This is a genomic window from Alteromonas sp. 76-1, from assembly GCF_900654235.1.
GTDB classification, from domain to species: Bacteria; Pseudomonadota; Gammaproteobacteria; order Enterobacterales; family Alteromonadaceae; genus Alteromonas; species Alteromonas naphthalenivorans.
The window spans coordinates 3528086-3553610 of the sequence record NZ_LR136958.1 but is presented as its reverse complement, the minus strand read 5'-3'; the positions used below and the strand labels follow the sequence as shown (position 1 = coordinate 3553610).

At 45.9% G+C, this 25525-nt stretch carries 20 protein-coding genes; 17 read left to right on the top strand and 3 right to left on the bottom strand.

Annotated features, from left to right (window positions below; all coding sequences use genetic code 11):
- Nucleotides 1-255: 255 nt before the first annotated feature.
- The 7 genes from ALT761_RS15320 (at nucleotide 256) to ALT761_RS15290 (ending at nucleotide 9054) form a co-directional block, all read left to right on the top strand.
- Nucleotides 256-822 carry a UPF0149 family protein gene (locus tag ALT761_RS15320; protein ID WP_013782979.1) on the top strand — a complete coding sequence of 189 codons (567 nt, stop codon included), beginning with the start codon at nucleotides 256-258 and terminating at the stop codon, nucleotides 820-822.
- A gap of 151 nt (nucleotides 823-973) precedes the next feature.
- Nucleotides 974-2332: a Xaa-Pro aminopeptidase gene (gene pepP, locus ALT761_RS15315; RefSeq protein ID WP_129739840.1), complete on the top strand. Its 1359-nt coding sequence runs from the start codon at nucleotides 974-976 to the stop codon at nucleotides 2330-2332.
- On the top strand, nucleotides 2329-3588 hold the full coding sequence (locus ALT761_RS15310; protein ID WP_129739839.1) for an FAD-dependent oxidoreductase: 1260 nt from the start codon (nucleotides 2329-2331) through the stop codon (nucleotides 3586-3588). The genes pepP and ALT761_RS15310 overlap by 4 nt, the downstream gene beginning before the upstream one ends.
- A 99-nt stretch (nucleotides 3589-3687) precedes the next feature.
- Entirely contained in the window at nucleotides 3688-4872 is a 1185-nt protein-coding gene (locus ALT761_RS15305) for an FAD-dependent monooxygenase (protein ID WP_129739838.1), read from the top strand.
- Nucleotides 4873-5101: 229 nt separating this feature from the next.
- Nucleotides 5102-6745 carry a M28 family metallopeptidase gene (locus ALT761_RS15300; RefSeq protein ID WP_172602943.1) on the top strand — a complete coding sequence of 548 codons (1644 nt, stop codon included), beginning with the start codon at nucleotides 5102-5104 and terminating at the stop codon, nucleotides 6743-6745.
- A 96-nt stretch (nucleotides 6746-6841) separates the two neighbouring features.
- Entirely contained in the window at nucleotides 6842-7717 is an 876-nt protein-coding gene (locus tag ALT761_RS15295) for a DMT family transporter (RefSeq protein WP_129739837.1), read from the top strand.
- A gap of 38 nt (nucleotides 7718-7755) precedes the next feature.
- Nucleotides 7756-9054 (top strand): M24 family metallopeptidase, encoded by a 1299-nt coding sequence (locus ALT761_RS15290; RefSeq protein WP_129739836.1) that lies wholly within the window; start codon nucleotides 7756-7758, stop codon nucleotides 9052-9054.
- Nucleotides 9055-9211: 157 nt separating this feature from the next.
- On the opposite strand, the gene ALT761_RS15285 is transcribed toward ALT761_RS15290, so the two are convergent.
- Nucleotides 9212-10066 carry a LysR substrate-binding domain-containing protein gene (locus ALT761_RS15285; RefSeq protein ID WP_129739835.1) on the bottom strand — a complete coding sequence of 285 codons (855 nt, stop codon included), beginning with the start codon at nucleotides 10064-10066 and terminating at the stop codon, nucleotides 9212-9214.
- 137 nt (nucleotides 10067-10203) lie between these two features.
- On the opposite strand from ALT761_RS15285, the gene gcvT reads away from it, so the two are divergent.
- The 6 genes from gcvT (at nucleotide 10204) to ALT761_RS15260 (ending at nucleotide 15839) form a co-directional block, all read left to right on the top strand.
- Entirely contained in the window at nucleotides 10204-11283 is a 1080-nt protein-coding gene (gcvT, locus tag ALT761_RS15280) for a glycine cleavage system aminomethyltransferase GcvT (RefSeq protein ID WP_129739834.1), read from the top strand.
- Nucleotides 11284-11309: 26 nt separating this feature from the next.
- A complete protein-coding gene (gene gcvH, locus ALT761_RS15275) occupies nucleotides 11310-11699 on the top strand; it encodes a glycine cleavage system protein GcvH (protein ID WP_129739833.1) in 390 nt (129 codons plus the stop codon).
- Between the two features lie 143 nt (nucleotides 11700-11842).
- Nucleotides 11843-14740, top strand: a complete 2898-nt coding sequence (gcvP, locus tag ALT761_RS15270) for an aminomethyl-transferring glycine dehydrogenase (protein ID WP_129739832.1) — start codon at nucleotides 11843-11845, stop codon at nucleotides 14738-14740.
- Nucleotides 14741-14970: 230 nt separating this feature from the next.
- On the top strand, nucleotides 14971-15135 hold the full coding sequence (locus ALT761_RS15265; RefSeq protein WP_232043473.1) for a hypothetical protein: 165 nt from the start codon (nucleotides 14971-14973) through the stop codon (nucleotides 15133-15135).
- A 23-nt stretch (nucleotides 15136-15158) separates the two neighbouring features.
- Nucleotides 15159-15308, top strand: a complete 150-nt coding sequence (locus ALT761_RS20665; protein WP_172602905.1) for a hypothetical protein — start codon at nucleotides 15159-15161, stop codon at nucleotides 15306-15308.
- A 66-nt stretch (nucleotides 15309-15374) separates the two neighbouring features.
- A complete protein-coding gene (locus ALT761_RS15260) occupies nucleotides 15375-15839 on the top strand; it encodes a transglutaminase-like domain-containing protein (protein WP_172602904.1) in 465 nt (154 codons plus the stop codon).
- Between the two features lie 486 nt (nucleotides 15840-16325).
- Here the strand turns inward: ALT761_RS15260 and ALT761_RS15255 are convergent, their stop codons facing one another.
- Both ALT761_RS15255 and ALT761_RS15250 read right to left on the bottom strand, forming a co-directional pair.
- Complete coding sequence (locus tag ALT761_RS15255) at nucleotides 16326-17699, bottom strand: MFS transporter (RefSeq protein WP_172602903.1); 1374 nt, start codon at nucleotides 17697-17699, stop codon at nucleotides 16326-16328.
- A 114-nt stretch (nucleotides 17700-17813) separates the two neighbouring features.
- Nucleotides 17814-18935, bottom strand: coding sequence for an ROK family protein (locus tag ALT761_RS15250; RefSeq protein WP_129739829.1), 1122 nt, complete (start codon nucleotides 18933-18935; stop codon nucleotides 17814-17816).
- Between the two features lie 185 nt (nucleotides 18936-19120).
- Between ALT761_RS15250 and ALT761_RS15245 the strand changes: the two genes are divergently transcribed.
- The 4 genes from ALT761_RS15245 (at nucleotide 19121) to ALT761_RS15230 (ending at nucleotide 25494) form a co-directional block, all read left to right on the top strand.
- Complete coding sequence (locus tag ALT761_RS15245) at nucleotides 19121-21814, top strand: TonB-dependent receptor (protein WP_129739828.1); 2694 nt, start codon at nucleotides 19121-19123, stop codon at nucleotides 21812-21814.
- A 72-nt stretch (nucleotides 21815-21886) separates the two neighbouring features.
- Nucleotides 21887-22906 carry a glycerophosphodiester phosphodiesterase family protein gene (locus tag ALT761_RS15240; RefSeq protein ID WP_129739827.1) on the top strand — a complete coding sequence of 340 codons (1020 nt, stop codon included), beginning with the start codon at nucleotides 21887-21889 and terminating at the stop codon, nucleotides 22904-22906.
- 54 nt (nucleotides 22907-22960) lie between these two features.
- Entirely contained in the window at nucleotides 22961-24538 is a 1578-nt protein-coding gene (locus ALT761_RS15235) for a hypothetical protein (protein ID WP_129739826.1), read from the top strand.
- Between the two features lie 2 nt (nucleotides 24539-24540).
- On the top strand, nucleotides 24541-25494 hold the full coding sequence (locus ALT761_RS15230) for a hypothetical protein (protein ID WP_129739825.1): 954 nt from the start codon (nucleotides 24541-24543) through the stop codon (nucleotides 25492-25494).
- Nucleotides 25495-25525: the final 31 nt, after the last annotated feature.

Genomic DNA, 25525 nt, shown 5'->3' with positions numbered 1-25525 from the left:
AGCAATTATACACGCTATTCACTTAAGCTCAAATTTGCTTCGCTTAAGTGAGGTCTGTTTTACTCATTTACCTTAATCTGCTGCAAAGGAAGTTCCATATCCAGTAACGACGATCATAGAGCAATTGATCCTAGGTTGCCAGTTAAAACCCATAAGACCAGTACTACTTGAATAACATCTGACCAAATCACCAATGGTGTGTTTTATAGCGCTATTTTGCTAATATTAAGTTTCAACGAAAAAGGAAACCTATTTGTGGAAAAACAGCTTGATTACGACAGCGTTAGCAACAAGTTATCGCAACACGGCATAGTGGTAGATGGCGCCGAAGTTCACGGTATTTTATGTGGCATGTTGTGTGGCGGAATGTCGCTAACCGATCAGAAGTGGCTTTCTGCATTAAGTGACACTATTAATCAAGGTGAAAACTTCAACGATGCGACCACTTATCTGTTAAACACATTGTTTAATCAAACGTGTCAGCAGTTACTTGAACCTGAGTTCGCCTTACAGTTAATGCTGCCTGACGATCAAGCCCCTATCAATGACAGAGGCGAAGCGTTAATTAATTGGGTGCACGGCTTTATGTTAGGATTTGGCTTACACCAGCAAGATTTAATGCAATGTTCTGCCGATGTAAAAGAAGCATTAGAAGATTTTGCTGACATCGCCCGTATGGAAGAACCTATGGATGCCGATGAAGAGTCGGAACGCGCCTTATTTGAAGTGATGGAATATGTGAAGATATCCGCTATTTTGTGCTTTAGCGAATTAGGGCAGTCTTTGCTTGATGATCAGCAAGATAAGCCATCTGTTCATTAAATAAATAATCTCAAGCTTGTTGGAACGCGTAAGCAATAAAACGTTGTTCCATAAGGCATGAGTGAAATGACAAGCAAGGGTAATCTTTCGAATAGCATGATCGTCATTAGATGCATGAGTTTTATAATATTGATGAAGAAAGGCGAATGAGATGATTAGTGCGCAAGAATTTATCGCTCGTCAAGATAGACTGTTAGCGCAATGTTTGCCTAATAGTGTCTGTGTTATTCCGGCAGCAGGTTTAGTGACCCGAAGCCGAGATACTGAATACTTGTTCAGACAAAACAGCGACTTTTGGTATTTAACCGGGTTCGAAGAAGCCGACGCTTGGTTAATTTTATCGAATCATCCACGTTATGGTGAAAGTTATCGTGCCATGGTGTGTTTACCAAAAGATAAAGACGCTGAAATTTGGCAAGGCAGACGTTTAGGCGCAGAAGCGGCACTATCACGCTTCAGCCTAGATGAAGCCTTTGAGCTATCTGAACTAGGTGATGCTTTGCTTGAATCACTTCAAGGCCAAGACCATCTTTATTTCGCCTTAGGTGAAAATGAAGAAGCCGATGCACAGGTGAATAGCGCTGTTGCTACTTTGCGCAATGCACCAAAAGAAGCCTTAGCGCCCAAAACTATTACCGACGTTCGCCCTATTTTGCATGAAATGCGGGTGTTTAAATCGGCCTGTGAAGTGGCCATGATGAAAGCCGCCGCAGAAATTACCGCCCGCGCGCATAAGCGGGCTATGCAATATGCCAAACCTGGCTGCTTCGAATATCAACTGGAAGCGGAATTACATCATGAGTTCGCTATGGCAGGTGCTCGCGCGCCGGCTTACAGCACAATTGTGGGTAGCGGTGAAAATGCCTGTATTTTGCATTACACCGAAAATTCATCGCAAACCCAAGACGGCGATTTAGTACTAATAGACGCAGGCGCTGAATTTCAGGGTTATGCCGCTGACATTACCCGTACTTTCCCCGTAAATGGTAAATTTACTAAGCCCCAGCGCGAGATATATGAGCTAGTGTTAAAAGCACAAGAAAGTGTATTGGGCATGCTTGGGCCAGGTATTACCCTAACCGACGCTATGACTCACAGTGCTGAAGTCATCACCGAAGGCTTGGTTGCCCTTGGCGTGTTAAAAGGCTCGGTAGGTGAAAACCTTGACCAAAAAGCATGGCGACAGTTTTACATGCACGGGCTAGGGCACTTTTTAGGCTTAGATGTGCATGATGTAGGTAACTACAAATTGAACGGCCAAGACCGCTTATTAAAACCCGGCATGGTGCTTACCGTAGAGCCGGGTATTTATATTGCTAGCGACAGTGATGTGCCTGAACAATACAAAGGCATTGGAGTGCGTATTGAAGATGATGTTGTGGTGACAGCAACAGGCGTAGATATTCTAACCGCCGATGTACCTAAAACGGTGAAAGACATCGAAGCCCTGATGCAGCCAGCTAATAAAGAAAGTAAAAAAGAAAATACAAAAGAAGGTTCAAAAGCGTGAGCCAGCAAGACGTAGTGATTGTAGGTGGCGGCATAGTAGGCTGCGTGTTGGCCAAAGGCCTATCTGAACAAGCGGGCCTTTCGGTGACTTTGGTAGATGCCGCCAGCCCCTCAAATGCAGCTAGCTTTTCTGATAAAACCAGTTCCGCCGATGCAACCAGTTCTTCCAAGGCAAGCGCCACTTTTAACCCGTTAACCGATACGCGGGTAATCGCCCTTGCTAGGCGAACAGTCAATGAGTTAAATGCCATGGGCGTAGGGCTAGCTGAGCTAGCAAAACAAAATCAAGGCAAAATTGAACATATTGAAGTAAGCGATAAAGGTGGTATTGGCTTAACGAATTTATCGAGCAGTGAATTTGGTATTAATACCTTTGGGCAAGTAGTGTCGCTAAGTGCGCTTACCCATAATGTGATGTCGCAAAGCAAGCAGTATCAGCACATTGCACCCGCCACGGTTACTCATTTAGCCCGCGAAACCGACAGTACTGCAGTCACGCTTAATAACGGCAGCATTATTAATGCAAAACTATTGGTGATTGCCGATGGTGGTCGCTCTTCACTTGCTCAACAAGTAGGGCTTACCCGCCACACTGACGATTACCAGCAAGTGGCTATTATCTTCAATGCCCATACTAGCGAGCCTCATTACAACAAAGCTTACGAGCGTTTTACCAAAAACGGGCCCGTTGCATTTTTGCCTTTCGACAGTGAAATTAATGGGCATGTGGCGAAAGGAAAGGGGTTTTCCGTAGTATGGACGGTCGCTCGTGAGCACGCGGAATCACTTATTCAGCTTAGCCCTGAAGCGTTTATTCGGCGGTTACAGCAAGAATTTGGTTACCGGCAAGGGCAAATTACAGCCATCAGTGAACTGGCTAGCTACCCACTAGCATTAAGTTACACCGATGCACTTACCAGCCATCGTGCGGTAGTGGTAGGTAATGCGGCCCAAGCATTGCACCCAATTGCAGGGCAGGGGTTTAACCTTGGACTTCGCGATATTATTACCTTGGTGAACACGCTTAAAGGGGTGACCGATCCGGGGGAATTTAACGTACTTAATGATTACGCCGCCAAGCGCAATAAAGACAGAACCGCCACTATTACGTTAACCGACACGTTAGTACGTACGTTTTCGAATAGTCATTTTCCCTTAGTGGCAGCAAGAAACATGGCGCTAACTGCATTAAATGTGATGCCAAGTGCGAAGCGTGCGTTTGTGCAGCAAACCACAGGATATGGGCGCAGTGTTTAAGCTATAGGGCTAGCGGGAAAAAGCTAGTTAAAAGCCTAGCACCAAGAAGCTAAAACCAAGAAGCTAGAACCCAAAAAAACAGAAAAAAAGAGAGCCGATATGCAACATGTCGATATCGCCATTGTAGGCGGTGGAATAGTAGGGTTAACCCTGGCCGCAGCGCTAAAAGACGCGCCGTGCCGTATCGCTATTATAAATAAAGGCTTGATAGACCAGCCACTAGGCGACAAGCCAGGTGCACGGGTTAGCGCAATTAATCAGGCTAATATTAGCGCGTTGAAAAATGCCGATGTTTGGCAGCATATCGATGCAAGCAGAGCGAACCCGTACAATGCTATGTACGTGTGGGATAAAGACAGCTTTGGTGATATTCACTTTGCTGGTAAAGATACTGGAGGTGAACTAGAAAGCGATACCTTGGGCGTTATTATCGAAAATCAGGCTTTAGTTAATGGCCTAGCCCATTCGGTATTAAAGCAAGATAACGTTGTGGTAATTGATACCACCATAGAGCGTGTTTTAAGTAGCCCTCAGCAAAACATGCTAATGCTTGAAAACGGCGATGCGCTGTCGTGTAGATTATTAGTGGGCGCCGACGGTGCTAATTCCTTCGTGCGCAAACAAGCGAACTTTCCTATTACGTTTCGCGATTACGAACACACCGCCATTGTTGCAAACATTCGTACCCAGCAACCTCATGAAAACGTAGCGCGCCAAGCATTCACGCCAACAGGGCCTTTGGCGTTATTGCCCATGCGCGACCCCAATGTATGTTCTATTGTATGGTCGCAAACCCCAGATGCCGCTAAAGCCTTACAAGGGTATTCCGATAGCGAATTTTGTAATGCGCTAGTAGCGGCAAGCAACAATGCATTAGGCCCAGTATCGCTTGAAACCTCTAGAGCCGCATTTCCGCTAACGATGCGTTATGCCCGAGAATGGGCTAAAGACGGCATAGTGCTGGTGGGTGATGCTGCCCACACAATTCATCCCTTGGCGGGGCAGGGGGCCAACTTAGGTATGCAAGACGCATTAGCCTTGGCTGCATTACTCGGCACCTTGTTAGAGGAACAAAAAGACGTAGGCCAGCTTCGTTACCTGCGCCCTTACGAGCGAGCGCGTAAAACCGAGGCAATGAAGATGATTGCCGCGATGGACGGGTTTAAATTTTTATTCGATGGCGACGACCCGCTTAAAAAGCTAATTAGAGGTGTAGGCTTAGCCGCTACCGATAAACTTAGCGCGGTTAAACAGGCATTTGTCAGCCACGCAATGGGGCTTTAAACACATTCAATCACGTTCTCAGCCACATTCAAGCCGCATACAAAAGCAGCCAAATACGCCCAAATGCATACCAACGATTGAGCTAGGCGCTGTATAACGATACTCTTAAGGTATCTGTTTTATACAAGCGCCTAAATTAATGATAATTCGTCAATTTATCCAGAAAGTTTGTTTTACTTCTTCGTTTACTGTTCGCACCTCTTCACTTACCACGGGTAAGTCTGGGCTAATGGCTTTTGCCTTATTGGCGCTAGCCAGTATAGGATCAGCCAGTGTAGCGCTACCCGCGTTAGCGCAGGCAGATACGCCTTCAACGCTTACCATCACCGACAGCGACTTAGACTTATACCGTACTCACGTTAGTACATTAGCAAGCGACAAGTTTGAAGGCCGCGGGCCCTTGTCAGTAGGCGAAACCCTTACCGTTAATTATTTAGTGGAAGCCTACAAAGCTCTTGGTTTAAAACCGGCTTTTGGCGATAGCTACACCCAGCCTGTGCCCTTGGCAAAAATTACCCCTTCAAGTGATATGGCCTTAACCTTAGGCCAGCACACCTTTGCTGGTGGCAGTGCATTCACCGCTAGAACTCAACGAATTGTGAAAGACATCACATTAAAAAATAGCGATGTCATTTTTGTGGGCTACGGTATTAATGCGCCTGAATATAATTGGAATGACTACGCCGGGTTAGATGTGAAAGGCAAAACGGTGGTCATGTTAGTAAACGACCCAGGTTTTGCTTCAAAAGACCCGAATTTATTTCAAGGCAATGCCATGACCTACTATGGCCGCTGGACTTACAAGTACGAAGAAGCCGCCCGCCAAGGCGCAGAAGCCGTATTTATTGTTCACGAAACCATGCCTGCTGGTTATGGCTGGGGCGTGGTTGAAAACTCGAACTCAAATACTAAATTCACCTTAGTGGATAAAAACAAAAACTTATCTCAAGTTGGCGTGATGGGGTGGTTACATCTTAATACGGCACGTACGGTGTTCGAACAAGCTGGGCTAGATTACGCCGCACTTAAAGAACAAGCATCAACGCCTGGGTTCAAACCTATTCCTATGAATGTAAAAGCCTCGTTGACCTTTTCAAATACCATCACCCATGCCCAGTCGCAAAATGTAGCAGCCATTTTGCCCGGCGCATCGGCCGCAGACGAGTGGGTAATGTTGCATGCTCATTGGGATCACTTAGGGAAAAGTGAGAAAAACGGCAAAACCGTGATTTACAATGGCGCAGTAGATAATGCCTCGGGCGTGGCCGGAGTGCTAACCCTAGCCAATACCTTGGTAGCGCAAAGCAAGCAAACACCGTTTGAACGTACCTTAATGTTTAGTGCGTTTACTGCCGAAGAAACCGGCTTACTGGGCGCCGATCACTTTGCCAAAAACCCGCCTATTCCAACCGCTAATATGGTGGCGTTTTTAAATATAGACGGTATGAACGTAAATAACGCGGTAGATTACATTTTGCAGTATGGCGAAGGGTACTCTTCACTTGAAGATGATTTAAGTGCTACTGCCGCAGCGCAAGGGCGCTCGGTTAAGCTTGATCCGCGCCCACAAAATGGGTTGTTCTTTCGCTCTGATCATTTCGCGCTTGCTCGCCAAGGTGTGCCTTCATTATTGTTTATGAGCTTAGGCGATACCGACCCTAATTTTATAGCTAACCGCTATCACAAGGCCGACGATGATTACCTACCAAGCTGGACATTGGGCGGCGTACAGCAAGACTTAGCCTTAATTGGCACTATGATGTCTAATTTAGCAAACGGCGAGCAATGGCCGGTTTGGAAGCGCGATTCTGATTTTAAGAAAAAGCGTGCGCTGGATACCGCCGCGCCCAAAGCATTAGATGCATTGCAATAAGCGCTAGCTCGGTAAGTAGCTCGGTATGTGACATGCACACGTATATCGGGTGCCGCCTGTAACACGAAGTTAGCAACAAAAAGCGAATCTATATCGATGAACTGGGTATTTTACACCCTAGGCGCGGTAGTCTTACAAACTGTTCGTAATGCCCTGCAAAGCAAACTTAGCACCCACGTAGATACCGTGGGCGTTACCCTTTCTCGGTTTTTATTCGCGCCGCCTATAGCGCTTATTTACGTGGTGGCGCTGCATACTACATCGCCAAAGCAGATACCTAGTTTTAGCCACCATTTTATTATCATGGTGTTGCTGGCTTCGGTGCTGCAAATAGCTGCCACGGCATTCATGGTTATGCTATTTAAACAAAAGAATTTTGCCATAGGAGCCGGGCTAGCCAAAAGCGAAGCGCTGGTAGCCGCTGTGTTGGGTATGCTTTTCTTTGGTAGCTATTTAACCGTGCTTGGCTGGATAGGTATTGCCGTAGGAGCTGTGGCTGTATTTGTATTAAGCAGCGGGAATAGGGCAAAAGGCTTAAGCTTAAAAACCCTAGTAATAGGTATAGCTTGCGGTACGTGCTTTGCGCTTACGTCGTTGTTCGTAAGAGAGGCTAGCCATATGCTTGCTATGCCATTTGTGCACGGCGCCGCTTGGGTACTTTTATGGGTGCTATGTACGCAAGCAATGGGGTTAAGTGCATATATATTATTTACCAATCCGAATGTTTTTAGGCAGCTGTTTGAACGATTCACCCATACGTTGGTTATCAGCACGGTAAGCTGTTTAGGCTCTATATGCTGGTTTACAGCGATGGCACTTCAACATGTGGCCTTAGTGAAAACACTGGGGCAACTAGAAGTGCTATTAACCTTATTGTTAGCGCACTATTGGCTTAAACATAAAGTGACTGTTCAGGAAATAGCAGGCTTGTTCTTAATTGCGATTGCCGCAGTACTTGTTATGTGGGCGTAGGCAAAGCCTTCACCACTATTATTACTAAAGGAATGATAATGAAAAAACGTGATTTTCTTAAGCTTTCAGGCGCGGCAGCATTAGCCCCTTTGGCGTTAACGCCACTAACCAGTCTAGCCGCTGCTAATGAAGCAGCCAGCGCTAAAAACAGTTCATTATCGTTACAACCTATTACTTCTGGTGTTTCGCCCATTACCAATGCCGAGCGCGAAGCGCGTATTAAAAAAGCGCAGTCGTTAATGGCGCAGCATAATATGGCGGCCATGATCATAGAGCCGGGCGCGGCCATGGATTATTTCTCGGGTATTCAGTGGTGGCGCAGCGAGCGATTAACCGCATTAGTTATTCCGCAAAAAGGTGAGGTAGCCGTGGTTACTCCCTTCTTTGAACAACCCAGTGTGTTAGAAAGTTTAAAAGTGGGCGACGACGTAAGTGTATGGCAAGAACACGAAAGCCCGTTCGATGTGGTCGCCAACATATTAAAATCTCGCGGAATAGAAAAAGGCAATATTGGCTTTGAAAGCAGCGTTCGCTATTTTGTGGTAACAGGCGTAACCAAGGCACTGCCAAGCATGAATATTGTGGCCGCCGAGCCGGTTACCCGAGGCTGTAGAATGTATAAAACGGCGGCTGAACTTACCCTTATGCATAAAGCCAACGAAGTTACCCTTCGTGCTTACGAGTATGTATTCAGCAAGCTTGAAATTGGTATGAGCCAAGCCCAAGTGAAAAGTTTAATGAATAGCGCACAGCAACAATTGGGCGGTAGCGGCGCATGGTGCTTAGCATTGTTCAACGACGCCAGTGCGTACCCGCACGGCACCAATGCCAAACAAACCATTAGTGAAGGCTCGGTAATATTGTTAGACAGCGGCTGTAGCGTACATGGGTATCAGTCGGACATTAGCCGTACATTGGTATTTGGTAAAGCATCACAGCAGGTGGTAGATGTTTGGAATACCGTGCGTGAAGGCCAAAACGTAGCGTTTTCTGCGGCTAAAATTGGTACGCCAGCAGGCAAAGTAGATGATGCGGTTCGCAAATATTATGTTACCCAAGGCTACGACAAAGACTACGCGTTGCCTGGCTTAAGCCACCGTACCGGCCATGGTATTGGCATGGAAGGCCACGAAAGTGTGAACTTTGTGCGTGGCGAAACTACACCACTAAATAAAGGCATGTGCTTTTCGAACGAACCCGGCTTGTACATACCCGGAAAATTTGGCGTTCGCTTAGAAGATTGCCTATACATGACAGACAAAGCGCCAGTTTACTTTACCGAGCCACCAGAAAATATTGAGAAACCCTTGGGTAAATTAGTGCCTTTAAGTGCGTAAAGCAAGGTGACGGTGGGCTAATTTCTGACATGTAGCTTGGTATTCAGCAGTTATCTAGTAGCTATCTCGTAGCTAATACCTAACAGTACGTCGGCTTTTAAACGCCAATATCTGCGGTTTTCAAAAGTATGAAAGCCGCGGCGTATAGCGTTAGCGCTTATGCACTGTCTTTTAGTCGCGAGGTTATAAACTCCGCCAACGTTTTACTAATAACCGGGTGTTGGGTGTCTTGGTTGAATAGGCAAATATTTACTCTGCCTAGTTTAGGGAGTTTAGGGTGGTTAAGGGGTGATAAGTTTTGCGGCAAACTAGAGCGGGCAAGGGCGGTAATGCCTAAGCCTTGTTGAATAGCCGCCACCAAGCCGCCTAAATCGGCGTTGGTATAGGTAATTTTCCACGCAAAGGTTTGCTGTTTTAATTGCTCTATTACCCGACTTCGGTACATGCAGCCATCAGGGGCCAGCACCAATGGAATACTGTCGCCTACAAAAGGGCGGGTGGCATCACCTACCCATACTACTTCATCTTCAAGTACCACTTCCCCTTCGGTATCTTCACTAGGATTTACCAGCGCTAAAATTAAATCGAAATGATCGCGCTGGCTGGGGTGCAGTAAATCGCGGCTAAGTGATGATGTTACCTCTAGCGACACATCAGGGTAGCGCTTTGAAAATTCACCAATAAGCCCTGGCAGTAAAGTTGATGCAAATTCGTTGGGAATACCTAAACGCAAACGGCCACTTAACGGCGCAGGAATTAAGCTTTTAAATATGTTGTCGTTAAGCTCTAGTAATTCCTTGGCTTTAGGGTAAAGCCAGTTGCCATCGGCGCTAGGTAAGTGTCGTTGACCTACTTTGGTAAACAACTTTCGCTCTAACTGGGATTCTAGTTTTTTTATTTGCAAACTAATAGCAGGCTGAGAACGGCCTACAAATTCCCCCGCTTTGGCATAGCCGCCAAGCTCTATAACACTCACAAACGTGCGCAAATTATCTAGCGATAGCTGCTTCATTAAGATTTGAATTCCTGATGTAGTAAATCGTATACATTACCTTTATAAATGTATTGATAAGAAATTTCAATTTGTTGCGCCGTATTTCACTCACTATACTCGATGGTGTTTTCTACCCTTACCTAAGAGAAAGTGGAATGTCTAACACCACCGCCCTACATGCCAAGCACCTAGAATCTGGTGCCAAAATGGTTGATTTCTTTGGCTGGGATATGCCAATTAACTATGGTTCTCAAATAGAAGAGCATCACGCAGTTCGTCAAGATGCAGGCATGTTCGACGTGTCGCACATGACCATTGTTGATGTAAAAGGCACACAAGCCAAAGCATATCTTCAACACCTTCTTGCCAACGACGTGGCCAAACTTCAAGTAAAAGGCAAAGCGCTATACAGCGGCATGCTTAATGAAGAAGGCGGCGTGGTAGATGATTTAATTGTTTATTACTTCGATGAAACTAACTATCGCCTAGTAGTAAATTCAGCCACACGCGAAAAAGACATGAACTGGCTTAATAGCAACGCCGAAGGTTTTGACGTATCTATTACCGAACGCCCAGAATTTGCCATGATTGCCGTGCAAGGCCCCAACGCCAAAGAAAAAGCCGCAACGCTTTTCAGCGCCGCGCAAAAAGAAGCGGTAGCAGGCATGAAGCCATTTTTCGGTGTACAAGCTGAAGATTTATTTATTGCTACTACGGGTTACACCGGTGAAGCAGGCTACGAAATTATGGTACCAACCGCGCAAGCCGCAGGCTTCTGGCAAGACTTGCTAGACGCAGGCGTTAAACCTTGCGGTTTAGGTGCACGTGACACCCTTCGTTTAGAAGCAGGCATGAACTTGTACGGCCAAGATATGGATGAAACCGTATCGCCACTAGCCGCTAACATGGCTTGGACCATTACGTGGGAACCAAGCGACCGTAACTTTGTTGGCCGCAGCGCACTAGAAGCACAGCGTGAAGCCGGTACCGACAAGTTAGTTGGCTTGGTTATGACAGATAAAGGCGTGTTGCGCCACGGTCAAAAAATTAAAACCGAAAGCGGCGAAGGCATTATTACCTCGGGCACATTTTCACCTACATTAGGCCACTCTGTTGCGTTAGCACGAGTACCTTCAGATGTTGGCGAAACTGTTGAGGTGGAAATGCGCAAAAAGTGGGTTACAGTAAAAGTGGTTAAGCCCTCCTTTGTTCGCAACGGAAAAAGTGTTTTATAAGTTAACAGAGAATAACAGGAACGATTATGAGCAACATTCCAACAGATTTACGTTACGCATCTACCCACGAATGGGTTCGCCCAGAAGGTGACGGGGTATTCACAGTAGGTATTTCTGAGCACGCTCAAGGCTTGCTTGGCGATATGGTATTTGTAGAACTGCCAGACGTTGGCGACACCGTAAGTACTGGCGACGATATCGCTGTTGCTGAATCGGTAAAAGCGGCTTCAGACGTTTACGCGCCTATTAGCGGCGAAGTCGTTGGCGTTAATGAAGACCTAGAAGATTCACCAGAGCTTGTAAACTCAGACCCTTACGGCGATGGCTGGTTATTCAAAATTAAAGCTGATGATGCCGAAGAAGTTGAAGGCTTGTTAGACGCTGACGGTTACGAAAACAGCATTGACGAAGAATAATTCGTTAGTTGCTTCTAAACCGGAGCGTAGTAACCAGTAATAATTAAAAAGGGGCTTCTAATTGGCCCCTTTTTATCTTTACGTTTTTATTTGTGTTTTATCCTGCCTTTCGGGGCAATACATTGCGAGTGCTTAACAACGTTATGTCGAATACTTCTCCTACATTAGCTCAACTAGAGCAAAAAGACGCATTCATTCGCCGCCACGTAGGCCCAGGCGAAGAAGAAATTCAACAAATGCTGTCGGCCATTGACGCAACATCGTTAGACGATTTAATTGCGCAAACCGTTCCGGCTGGCATAGCGCTACCCGAGCCGCTAAAAGTAGGCGAAGGGGCTACAGAAGTAGATGCACTAGCCGCATTAAAAACAGTTGCTGGCAAAAACGTAGTGAACCGATCTTTCATTGGTATGGGCTATTACGACACCCACGTACCTAACGTTATTTTGCGCAATGTATTGGAAAACCCAGGTTGGTACACCGCCTACACCCCGTATCAGCCAGAAATTGCCCAAGGCCGTTTAGAAGCTATTCTTAACTTCCAACAGTTAACCATTGATTTAACCGGTTTAGAGCTAGCGTCTGCTTCATTACTTGATGAAGGCACCGCCGCCGCTGAAGCCATGTCACTGGCAAAGCGCGTATCGAAAAACAAAAAAGCCAGCAGTTACTTTATTGCCGACGACGTACACCCACAAACTCACGACGTAGTAGCCACACGCGCTGAAATGTTTGGTTTTGGTATTATTACCGGCCCAGCTAGCGAAGCTGCCGATCACGATGTATTTGGTGCGTTACTGCAATACCCAAGCACTACCGGTGAAGTTAGCGATATTTCAGACATTATTGCCGCAGTACAAGCGAAAAAAGGCATAGTGGCAATAGCCGCCGACCTAATGAGCTTGGTGTTATTAAAATCGCCCGGTGAACTAGGCGCAGACGTTGCCCTAGGTAGCGCACAACGCTTTGGTGTGCCAATGGGTTACGGTGGCCCACATGCTGCCTTCTTCGCCACACGCGACAGCTACAAGCGTTCATTGCCTGGCCGTATTATTGGCGTAAGTAAAGATACTCGCGGCCGCCCAGCACTACGTATGGCATTGCAAACTCGCGAGCAACATATTCGCCGCGAAAAAGCCAACTCGAACATTTGTACCGCGCAAGTATTGCTAGCTAACATGGCCAGCTTTTACGCCGTATACCACGGCCCTAAAGGCTTAAAAACCATTGCTCAGCGCATACACCGCTTAACCAATATTTTAGCGGCAGGGCTTACAAACAAGGGTGTAGCCCTTAAGCACAGCACCTACTTCGATACCCTAACCGTATTGGTAGATAACAAAGACGCTGTACTAAACAAAGGCTACGAACACGGCCTAAACCTACGTGCCGATTTAGAAGGCGCAGTAGGGGTTTCAATTGATGAAACCACTACCCGTGAAGACATTGCTACCTTATTTAACGTTATTCTAGGCAGCGACCACGGCCTAAGCGTAGAAGCACTAGATGCTGATGTAACCACGCAGCCTGCTAGCGCTATTCCAGAAAACCTACTACGCACCAGCGATATTCTTACGCACGAAGTGTTTAACCAGTACCATTCAGAAACTGAGATGCTGCGTTATATTAAAAGCCTAGAGAATAAAGATTTAGCCTTGAACCACTCAATGATTTCATTGGGTTCGTGCACCATGAAGCTAAACGCTACAGCGGAAATGATCCCCGTAACCTGGGCAGAGTTCGGCCAAATTCACCCGTTTGCACCACTGAATCAAGCAGAAGGCTATCAAGAAATGATTGCCGAGCTAGCCGAGTGGTTAATTAACGTAACGGGGTACGACAACCTTTCTATGCAACCTAACTCAGGCGCACAGGGTGAATACGCAGGCTTGTTGGCCATTCAGCGTTACCATGAAAGCCGCGGCGAAGGGCACAGAAACGTATGCTTAATACCAAGTTCAGCACACGGTACTAACCCCGCTTCGGCACAAATGGTTAGCCTAAATGTAGTGGTAGTAAAGTGTGACAACAACGGTAATGTAGACTTAGACGACCTTCGCAAGAAAGCCGAAGAAGTGGGCGATAACTTATCGTGCGCTATGATCACTTACCCATCTACCCACGGTGTGTACGAAGAAACCATTCGTGAAATGTGTGAAATTGTGCACCAGTACGGCGGCCAAGTGTATATGGATGGCGCGAACATGAACGCGCAAGTGGGCATTACGTCACCTGGTTATATTGGCTCAGACGTATCGCACTTAAACTTACACAAAACCTTCTGTATTCCACACGGTGGCGGCGGCCCAGGTATGGGGCCAATTGGTGTTAAGTCGCACCTTGCGCCTTTCTTACCAAACCACACGGTAGTGAATATTGAAACAGCCGGTAAAGACTGCGGAGCGGTTTCAGCAGCACCGTGGGGCAGTGCCTCTATTCTGCCAATAAGCTACATGTATATTAAAATGATGGGCTCGGCTGGCCTACGTAAGGCAACCGAAGTAGCCATACTTAACGCCAACTATGTAGCCAAAGCGTTAGAAGGGCACTACAACGTATTGTACAAAGGCCAAAACGGCCGCGTAGCGCATGAATGTATTATTGACTTACGCCCATTAAAAGAAGCCAGCGGTGTAACCGAAGTAGACATAGCAAAACGCTTGAATGACTACGGTTTCCACGCGCCAACCATGAGCTTCCCAGTAGCGGGTACACTCATGATTGAGCCGACTGAATCGGAAGCTAAATACGAGCTAGACCGCTTCGTGAACGCCATGATAAGCATTCGCCAAGAAGTGGCGAAAGTAGAAAGCGGCGAGTGGGATGCCACCGACAACCCGTTACACAATGCACCACATACGCTAGCCGATATTTGTGACAGCGACTGGAACCGCAGCTACGACCGTAACCTAGCGGCGTACCCAGTACCAGAAGTACACAGAAACAAATTCTGGCCGTCGGTTAACCGCATTGATGATGTGTTTGGTGATAGGAATTTGATTTGTTCTTGCCCTAGTATTGAGAGTTACATTGAGGGGTAGGGGCTTAGATTGTTTTTGAGTTAGCAGCGTTGCTTTTAGTGCTGAATTATGTGGAAGGCGAGCCATTTGGCTCGCTTTTTTGTGCCAGTTTATACACTTTGAGTGATAGTGTTTTGTCGGCTGCTGTGTACGTATTCCGGACCTTCGCAATGAGTTTCCATCTCCAAGGTCAGCAGACTAACACGAAGATCGCCTGCACACTGATGTGCCAAAATTTGGTAAGGACAACCTTGCTAGCAGATCACTCTCATACCTATAAACGACATCGGCCAGAGCAGACATTGCTGTATCAATTAGTCGAACGTCACTATCCTGAATTTCTGGAGCAGCTTTCACATCAAGGGAAGTCATTGCCAAAGCACGTAGAAAAAGAGTTTGAAGAATTTCTAAGGTAAACCTTGTAGATACGAAGTTATCAGTGAGCCCACACAACAGCGCTGGCTATATGCACTGGATACCCGCTGTGCCGGCCTCGGAAGAAAGCAAGCGAGACATCATTCAGGGATGGAACTATCATATGGTTGCTAACCAACCTTTGTTTAGTCGTTTTTCCTATACGGTAAACTGATATCCAGACACCCTTCGCGATCAAGGCATTGTATCAATTGATAACCGGGTAAATTTACAGGCTCCAGTGCAGACAAATACACAAACTCAACTATGGGCAAAAGACCTTCGTGCTCGTTATCCTGATAACGAAGCCTATGCCTATGCAATAATGAATTTTTTTAAGGAAAATAAATTTGAGTACACCCTGGCGCCGTCTGCCATGCCTTATAACCCCATCGATAACTTTTTGTTTACCCATAAAGCTGGCTTTTGTGCCCACTACGCCAGCGCAATGGCATACGCCTTCAGGCTTGCGGGGATCCCAGCACGGGTAGTGTCATCTTACCAGGGCGGTAAGCAAATAAACGATACCACCATTGATGTTTATCAATACGATGCCCACGCTTGGGTAGAAGCCTGGTTGGATGACACTGGATGGCAAACTTTTGACCCGACCACTCAGGTTGCCCCAAGTCGGATCAGCGCTGGTTTTGAAGAAGCAGCTCGGTTTTCCGGTGAGTTAATGGGGAGCACCCCTTTACAGGTTTAGACCACTTAGAAGCCTTTGCCTTTTTCAGAACACTCTCTGCACAAATGGATTTCTTGGGGGGTAAATGGTTTTTTGGGCTTTAACAGCGAAAAACAAAATGCCTTTTTCTCCGATCTGTTAGGCGATCTCTCACCACGGAAACTATCATTGCTGGGAATTGTGATAGTGCTTGCCATTCTCAGTGCACTGGCACTTTACTTCTTACCTGACTGGCGACGCAAAAGCCGGTCGCCCCATTATAAACTTTACCTCGGGGCTACAGGTCAGTTATACCGTCAATGCAATATTGCGCGGAAAAACCAAAGTCCGGCTGAACTACTGGTACGCTGGAAACCGAGCTTTCACCCATAGCACTGGCACCATTTCGCGTTGTTACAGCTTATTTTGAACATTGTGAGTATGGTGGCCCAACCGTGAGCGCAGCCGAAGGTAAAGTGGCATCAAGAGAATTAAATAAAGCGTTAAGAAGAAGTTCGCAGTAGTTTATCAGTTCGCTCTTACCGCGTTGTTTAGGATCCGTCGCTCTTGTAATATCGCCTGGATCTTTTCGTGCCGAGCGTGTCCAAGACGATATTGACTTAAACTCGCGACACAAATGATCGCGCCAAATGCAGGAAAACTAAACATTACCCATCGTATAGCCTCAAGTACGGCCTCATTTTGCACAGCGTTTGCTACATACCCTGCCTGAGTAAGTACATAACCTAACAGGGTGGCCCCAAGACCGTGACCTACCTTCATAAGCACAACGACCATCGCAATAAATATCGCTTCTGAACGAATGTTCGTTTCGCAATTTACTTTGTCAATTACGTCGGGTGCCATTCCCCAAATAACTGACCATAAACCACCAGCTGCAGTGCCAACTAACAGGCACCCTACCGTAAAATTTGTACTGTCGCCGGTAACTAAAAATAAAAAATACACCATTGATAAAACGCTAAGCCCGTGGGCAGCAATCAACGTATGGTGCTTTTCAAATCGGGTCGATAAAAAAGACCATGCAGGCGTGGATACCGTTTGAGCGATTACCATCAGCGTTAATCCCTCGGCAATGAGGCTTTGATCATTGAGATTGTATTTACAAAAATAACTGAAACTCTTTGTGAACACAGGCACAGTAAGTGCACAGAAAAAGCTCGCGATTAGAATGATGATGGCGTGCTTATCAGTAAAAATAAACCTAAGCCCCTGCATTTGCTGTGACAAGTTAAGTACACCTTGACTGGCACAGATATCACGCTTGCGCACCGTATACCAAGACAACCATACTGCGATTAACGAACAACACGCGGCAAATACAGAAAACTGCTGAAATAACGTTGCTTGTGCCAGTGACGTTGTACTGTCAAACAGTTGGAATGCTGCCACGGTGACGCACAAGGACCCAACCGAGCTGAAGAAAAACCGCAACGTTGCAAGATGGGCGCGCTCACGACTGTTCTCACTGATCCGAGACAGCAATGCATTGTGAGGCAAGTCAATGAGCGTATAACTCGCCCTGAACAGCAAAAGGCATGCTAACAATGTGGTAACAGGGCTATCACTCACTAATGGTAAATAAAAAATAGCAACAAAACTCAGTGAGCATAATGGCGCGCCGAAAACAATATATCGGCCATATTTACCAAAGCGAGGACTGTGTTTGCGATCTGACAAACAACCAATGAGGGGGTCGAGTACAGCGTCAACAACCAGCGCGACGAGAACAATGATACCTGCTAAATTGGGGTCTATTCCCAGTACATCCGTGATGTAAATTAACAAAAAATAGCCCAAGGTATTGGCAACAATGTTTTTGCCAAAATTACCACCGGCATAACCAAAGGACTGAGCTCGAGAGAGAGGACTAAAAGTCACGACAATTCCAATTTACCAGCTGTCACCTGCACTTATCGTTACAGGTTGTTGTTAAATTAAACCATTATCTTAGCGGCAACGGATAACAGTTTTGTGAACGACACCGATGCAAAGTTAAAACGTTTGCTTGGCAAAAATACTGTGCTCGAAACACAACTGCGACGCCCCCACCACGCCGCCTAAATCACCCAATTTACTGGCAATCAGTTCCGGTACGGGTAGCTTATGCTTATCAAACTGACAAAATTTGTCGTTATCAATATAAGGAAGCCATGCCTGCAGAATATCCAGAGGCAGACGCCCCCCAATAATTATGGCCTGGGGATCTAATGCACGGGCAAGAACTGTTAACGGCTGAGCCAATTGTTCAGCAGCACCTTTTAGCCAGGCTTTTAACGGTTCACAGGTATCTACAGACAGGGCACGCAATTCAGCAAAATCGTCGACTTCAATGCCATGGGAGCGCAGCGTCTTGAGTAAATCTGCACCGGATGGGCGGGATTGGTCTAGATGTGGAAAAGGCGCACCAAATGCGCCGGCATTGCCGTTTCGGCCTCTGTAAACACGTCGGTCAATAATAATTCCACCACCAATACCATGACCTATATGAACAAACACAAAATGATCAAACGCATTCCCGGCACCAGCGACTGACTCCCCCCATGCAGCACAGGTACCATCATTTTCAATGTAAACCGGATAATCGAGGCGTGATGAAAATGCCGACATTAAATCAACGTCTTCAAGTTCAGGAAAATACACGGCATTCATTTTTCTCCGTGCGTAGGTAAAATCGCCGGGAATGGAAATGCCCACCCCGTAAAATTTTTTTCTGGCAACGGAGTTAGGTTTCAACTTTTGTTCAATAAATTCTGCGATAGACTGACACAAGGCATCGAGAGAATGCTGGCTTTGAAGCTTCACTGAGTCACTCACCTTAATTACGCCGGTCCAATCTACCAGTGCAATTTCCATATATGCCCCGGTAAACGTCACCCCTACAGAATACAAAGCGTCTGCATTTAAGCGAATCATTTTAACCGGCTGCCCCCTGGCACCGGATGGCGAAGCCTGGTCAATAATCAGTTTTTTATCTAGTAGTGACTTAGCCAGGTTTGTGGCCTGTACCTTTGAAAAATCAAGACGTTTAGCTACCTCCACACGAGTACTGGTTCTTTCCCGCCTAATGATTTCCAAAATTAAGCGTTCGCTGTTACTTAGTTCAATACCCTGCATTTCGCCTCTGGCTCAGTTAATTCGTCACTGCGATTTACTGATCAGTGTAGAGCAATTTGGTCTGTTAGGAAATGCGCAAATATAAATTAAGTTAACTTAACTTAATGTTAGTGTCACAAATCTTGTTTACGATGCTCCCAATAAATTCACATTCAATACCAGATAGCAATTCACGGAGATGAGTTATGAACACGGCGTTTAGGATAAGTACACTTTCAGTAGCCATGGGGCTTGCCTTTACACATCAGGCGACCTTTGCTGACGATATGCAGGCAACACAAGCAAGCGAGCAAACAGAGGTGGTAACAGTAACCGGTACGCGGCTCCAAAACCAAAGGGCGGCTGCGATAAAATATGCATCGGAAAATATAGTTGATGCTATATCGGCAGATGAAATTGGCGCATTGCCAGATTTCTCGGTAGCAGAAGCCATTTCTCGTGTAACCGGTGTTTCAACGGAAGACAGAAATGGTGACGCGGAATTCGTCGTGGTACGCGGTATGCGTTCCGACTTCAATTATTTGTCAATCGATGGCGCTATTGTTCCATCTACCCGTAAAAATGGCCGTGCAACGCAACTCAGTGTTATTCCATCAAGTGTAATTGATACCACAACTGTTGCCAAAAGCTTCACCGCAGAAATGGATGCCAACGCCATTGGCGGCAACATTAATGTAAAAACACGCAGTGCCTTTGATTACAACTCAGCTTACTTCTTCGCACGCGGCTCGTTGGGAAAATACGACCACGACGAAACCCCTGCGGGCGGCGATTTAAGCTCTCGTGCGAACTTCACTTTTGCCAATACCTTCGGTAAAGGTGGTCAATTTGGTGTTGTCGTTTCGGCTGGCTATTTAAAATCCAACGGCGATACTTGGCTGCCAGGCGTTGCCTACAATGAATACCGTGTACTTGGCGAGCGGCTCAACGATGCGGGCGAAACAGAGCAATATACCACCAGGCTATATGAAGAAGGCATTGAAGACAGTGTCGAAATTCCTCACGGCAATCAAACTTACCAGTACAACAACGAAATCGAACGTAAAGGCGCGCTGTTAAAGCTGGAATATCTCAGTAATAACGACGCGCTTTACCTTAGCTTGTCCTCGTATTTATTCACCGAAGATGATACCGAACAGCGCTGGGATAGCTTAATTTTCCGCTCAAGTGAAGGCACTATTCCTGATAACTTAACTGCCACCACCGGTTTGGTTGACAGTGCCAGAACACAGCGTCAGTACTTCTTTCAAGGCGATGAGAACACGCTAAAAAGTATTACCTTTCGAGGTCAATATCAACTCGACGATGACCAACATATTGATTTTTTGGCATCTAAAGCCACCGGAGAGCGACAAAATCCCTTCTACCAAATACGCTTTGAAGCAGATGATCGCGCAGCGTTTGCCTACAACTATGACAGCAGCGGCGACTACCCTGTAATAAGCCTGGTTAATGCAGATAATTGGACGAATACAGAACTCTTTGCTCCTGAATTCTATCGCCCACGTCTGGATATTAACGAGCAGGATGCATCACAGCTAAAACTCGACTTCACCCGAAACTGGACCCGTGCAAACACATTTGGTGTTAAGGCAGGAATAAGCCGTCGTACTGACGAACGCTTCCAGGATCAGAGCTTCGATCATGATTATCGTCCAAGTAGCGACGATGCCAAGGCTTACACGCTCACTAATGTGTTATCAGATGGTTTTAACTATTTCGAACCCAACCTGTTGCCGGGCCAACCGCAACAATTTATCGATCCGGCACTCTTTTTAAACTATTTCGATAGTAATAAGGCCGACTGGGAAGACAGAAAAAACCAGATAACAGAAGGGTTGAGCAGCCAATTTATTGTTGAAGAAACTATTGATGCTGCATACATTATGGGGCGTTACGCAACAGATAATCTTACCCTAATTGGTGGACTTCGCTACGAAAGTACTGATGTTGACTCAACGGGTGGCCAGCGTTTAAGCGACGATGACCCAGCTACGCCTGATTATGTTCTGCGCACTCAATCGGGTTCTTACAACCATCTGCTCCCTTCCCTTACTGCGAATTATCATTTGAGTGAACGGGCAAAGCTTAGGGCAGCATACAGTGAAACCTTGGGCCGAGCAGAATACGATGATCTCGCCGTACGCGGCAGTCGCAACATTGATGATACGAATCAAAGTATTTCTATAAGCTCGGGTAACACGAACCTTAAGCCCCGGGAAGCACAGAATATCGACCTAGCCTTTGATTATTCCTATCCCAAAGCCGGGATTGCCCTGTCTGCAGGCCTGTTTTACAAAAAAATTGATAACGAGATCTACAACCGCAAAACCACCGAAAGTGTGACTATTGATAGTTTGGAGTATACGCAAAACACCACGCAACCGACTAACGCTACCGACACTACACTGAAAGGTATTGAGGCAGGCATGCTAATCAATAGCTTTGGCGAGTTAAATGAGCATCTCGACGACGTGGGCTTATCGCTTAATTATTCTCACATCACCAGTGATTTTGCCATTGAAACGTCGGATGACAGCCAACGTGAATTATATGGACAAATTCACCAGCCTAAAGACATCGCCAACTTAAGTGTATTTTGGACACCATCACGCTTCGATATTCGCGTTGCACTTCGCTACAAGGGCAAGCGCCAGGTATCTTCTAGCGCGTCGTCCCCCAGTTATGACGAATTTATCGACAGCCAAACCTTTGTCGACTTACGGGTGAGATACAAATTTCATAACGGCATAAACGTGTCATTCGAAGGGCGTAACTTGTCCGATGAAGCTGAAGACCGACTCTTAAACTCTGGGCGCATTCACTGGACCCGTGATTATGGAAAATCGTTCTGGGTAGGCGCAGCTTACCGTTTCTGATAGCTACGGCGGTGCCCTGGCACCGCTTTTTTATTGCGCAATTCACCCGCCTATAAGGAAATACCAAGCATTATGTTCAAGCTACGCACTGTTATATTTTTCATCGTTCTACACGTTTTTAACCCGGTATCTGCCAACAACATAGAAACAGTTTTGACCCAGTGGCATTCCCCGTCTGAAGACTACATTTTTGTCGTCGCGCACCGTGGGGCCTTTATGGAAGACGGCCAGATTGTACTGCCAGAAAACTCACTGCCGGCCATTGAATATGCCATTGAGTTAGGCGTAGATATGGTTGAACTGGACGTCAGAGCCACTATAGACGGCCGGTTTGTTATTTTGCACGATGCTACTGTTGATCGTACCACTAATGGCACGGGAAAAATTGCCGAACTCACTTATCAGCAAGTGCAGCAATTACACCTGATAGATGAAGTCACCGGCGAAGTCACTACACACCAGATACCTACTCTTGAACAAGTCTACGACCTTGTTCGGGGCAATATTATGGTAAACCTTGACCCCAAACTCGCGCTAAGCGAATTAAGCGAAACCCTGACGATTGCTAATAAGATGGGCGTGTTAGACCACATAATATTAAAAGGAAAAGCAGACACGCCCGAACAGCGAAAGGCGATTGACGAGCTTATGGCCTCCCTGCCCTTTACTGTAGATTTTATGCCCATGCTACGGGACAAAAAGATCTCGTCATTTGACGATATCAAAGCAACTTACACGCAGCTAAACCCCTCTGCAGTAGAGATGGTAGTGGGTATACCAGACTACGACGATGGCAGGTACTTAACCAAAGACGGCGGTATTCTTTTTTCGGCAAAAACCCGCGCCCTCAACCAACAATTTAACAGCCATTTGTGGATGAACACCCTGTACATCGATGCGCTACGTGGACGATTAGATGCCCTGCAATGGAATGGCGGTCGTCACGATATTCTGGGCCTTAAATACCCGTCGCAGGTGTTCGATTTTTGGATAGATCATGGTGCCACCATTATTCAAACCGACGAACCTAAATTCCTTATTCAATATTTGCAAGATAAGCAAAAGCGAAAGCCGGTAACACTCGCAAACTAAGCAGTACAAAAGCAACACCACGTCGTTTCACATTTACTTTATAACGGGATAATTATGAAAATACATAAAATGATATTAGCCTTTTCAGTAGGGCTGATTACCTCGCAGTCACTACCGGCGATAGCCGACAGTGATTGTCAAACTCTGGATACGCCTGAACTTGGTCTTCGTGACATCAATGGTAATATCGTTGATTTAAGTACTATTTATAATAAAGAACATTTTTGCTACAGAGATGGAATAGATTATTACGACCGTCCAGCCGTTTGTGACGCACTCGACCACTTAAAAGTACCGCAAATGTACCAGAACAAAGCCGATTTTATCGGCATACCACATCGAGGTATATGGGGCCCTAAGCGTATTGTAAAACCCAATAAACCCATTGGATTAGACCACTCCATCCAGCAAGCTGAAAATACATTCGGCGCTATTGAAGCTGCAACAGTTGACGCAAAATGCCGGTTTGTAGAAATTGACGTGGCGATGATGGGCGATATTAAAAGAGATGATTATGAACATTCACACGCAATTAATGCTGGTAAAACTTGGCAACTCTTCCTTGGTCATTACTTCAGACTTCATGCTACTGACTTTGAAATACCTAATACTTCGGAAGCTTATTCCGACTTTGATGACATCGTGATCAGCGATAGCTACAGCCTTAGACCTATGAATATGATGGTCAGATTTCAAGGAAGAGAGGCTACTTCAGAGTTGTCTTTAGCACATATGCGCCTGCGGGACCAAACCATACAAAAAGACAAAGAAACCTGGCGACCTTCATTAGGCAGAGGAAAACTGGACAAAGACAGTTATGTCCGATTCGATGATATTTTAAAGCATGCCATAGACACCAACACTGTACTCATGGTTGACCCCAAAGTACCCGGATTACAGGATTACTTTCCTGGCGCTTCAAAAAAAACACTAGAACAAGAAGGACATTTGCATGAAGCACGCCTTCTGGCTCGTGCAATGGTGCTGGCATATGAACGTGATGCGGAACATCACGTTGTACTGAAAACAGCTAGTCCGCTAAACGAAATATGGGACAAAGTGTCGCTAATGCTTTCATTTTCCACTGCAGTCTCACTAGACAGTGGTTTAGAAACACAGCCATGGGAAAGCAAAACCGCCAGAGAGAAGTTTATCAAAAAGTTTCTCTGGAGCCCTATTCCCAACAAATCTGCAAGTATATCTAAGAAGGATACTCTCAAAGAAATAAAAGCCTGGCACAAAAAAACAAACAATAGCAGGGGCATAGCCACCTATGAAGTCGCTTTGTACTCACCCTACCACTGGACGGCCTACACTATGTCGGACAGCATGAACCTGTTGACGTATGTGTTAACCGGATTAAAAGGAAGAAGTAAAATCCCTGTTCGACCTGCGATGTGGAGTATTGACCCCATGGGTGACAAAGGCACATTCGGTCGCGAATACAATTGGAAATTCTTTGGCAATGAAACAGCAGCAGGTAAAGAGCAAGACATGAGAGGCAATCAACTTTGGATGTCATCTATTCCAGGTGTGCAATACGCTGCAATGAACACAGATATGCCTATTTTCTATCGCGCTACAATTTCCGAAAAAGTCGACAAAGCTATCCCGTTTGGATATAAGGATTAATAATGAGATATGTAAACAAACTACAGTCAATTGCCGTCGCAGTGGGACTTACGCTGGGGTTTGCGGCTAACGCCGACGTGCGCCTTAATAACGATGGGTTTTATGAGTTGGATGTGGAACCACTTGATGCGTTTAGCTTAGCTGAATATTACGATTATAACGCCAGATTCAGTGATTTTCCCGTGGGAGTTAAAAAAGCCGGCGACTTTTTGGATGAGCCATTCGGGTTACGAAGTTTTCAGGACCTATGTGTAGTGACTAAACCAATAAAATTAAAGCCCTTGTTGAAGAACAAAAAGAGAATCATTTTCACGGTAGGTAATCCCAAGACGGCGGAGACGTTAGACGGTAGCTTTAAAATTAACGGGTTTAGGGTCGGTAATCGATCTAACGATGAAAAAATTAGCAGTTACGCGTTAGATCTTGATCCTGACACAGGCGGTAGTTTTAGTGTTTATAAGTTCTATAACGAAAAAACAGCCACTCGCGCCGCATCTCTTGATAACCTTGCAGCGAATTACACAAAGAAAGAAATTAAAAGTGAAGATTTCTATTTTCGTATGGTACTGGGCAGTGACATAACCTGGTTTGAAATATGGCCAGTAAGCGATCATGCCAATTCACCACGTCAAAGGGTAAACCGCACCGTGCTGTTCACCGGCTTTAATGCGAATACCGTTAGTCATATTATCAAAGGGGATAACCCAGACGAAGAATTTGGTACCTATATAATAATGACGCCACGTCAAGCTGCTTTATTTATCGGTGAAGATCATCGTAGTAAAAAAGATGGCAGAAATGTAAGGACAACTACTACGCTGGGCAATGAAGAGTCAAACATCGATAAACTGGTTTCTTGTACAGTTTTCAAAGAGAAAGTAACAGAACATTACGTGAAGCCTGTCAACGAAAGTTACGATCCAAGCGACGGAGGGTACCCTATTTTGCCAGAGTAAAGGGGCACGCTTTTAATCTAACCTCCATACA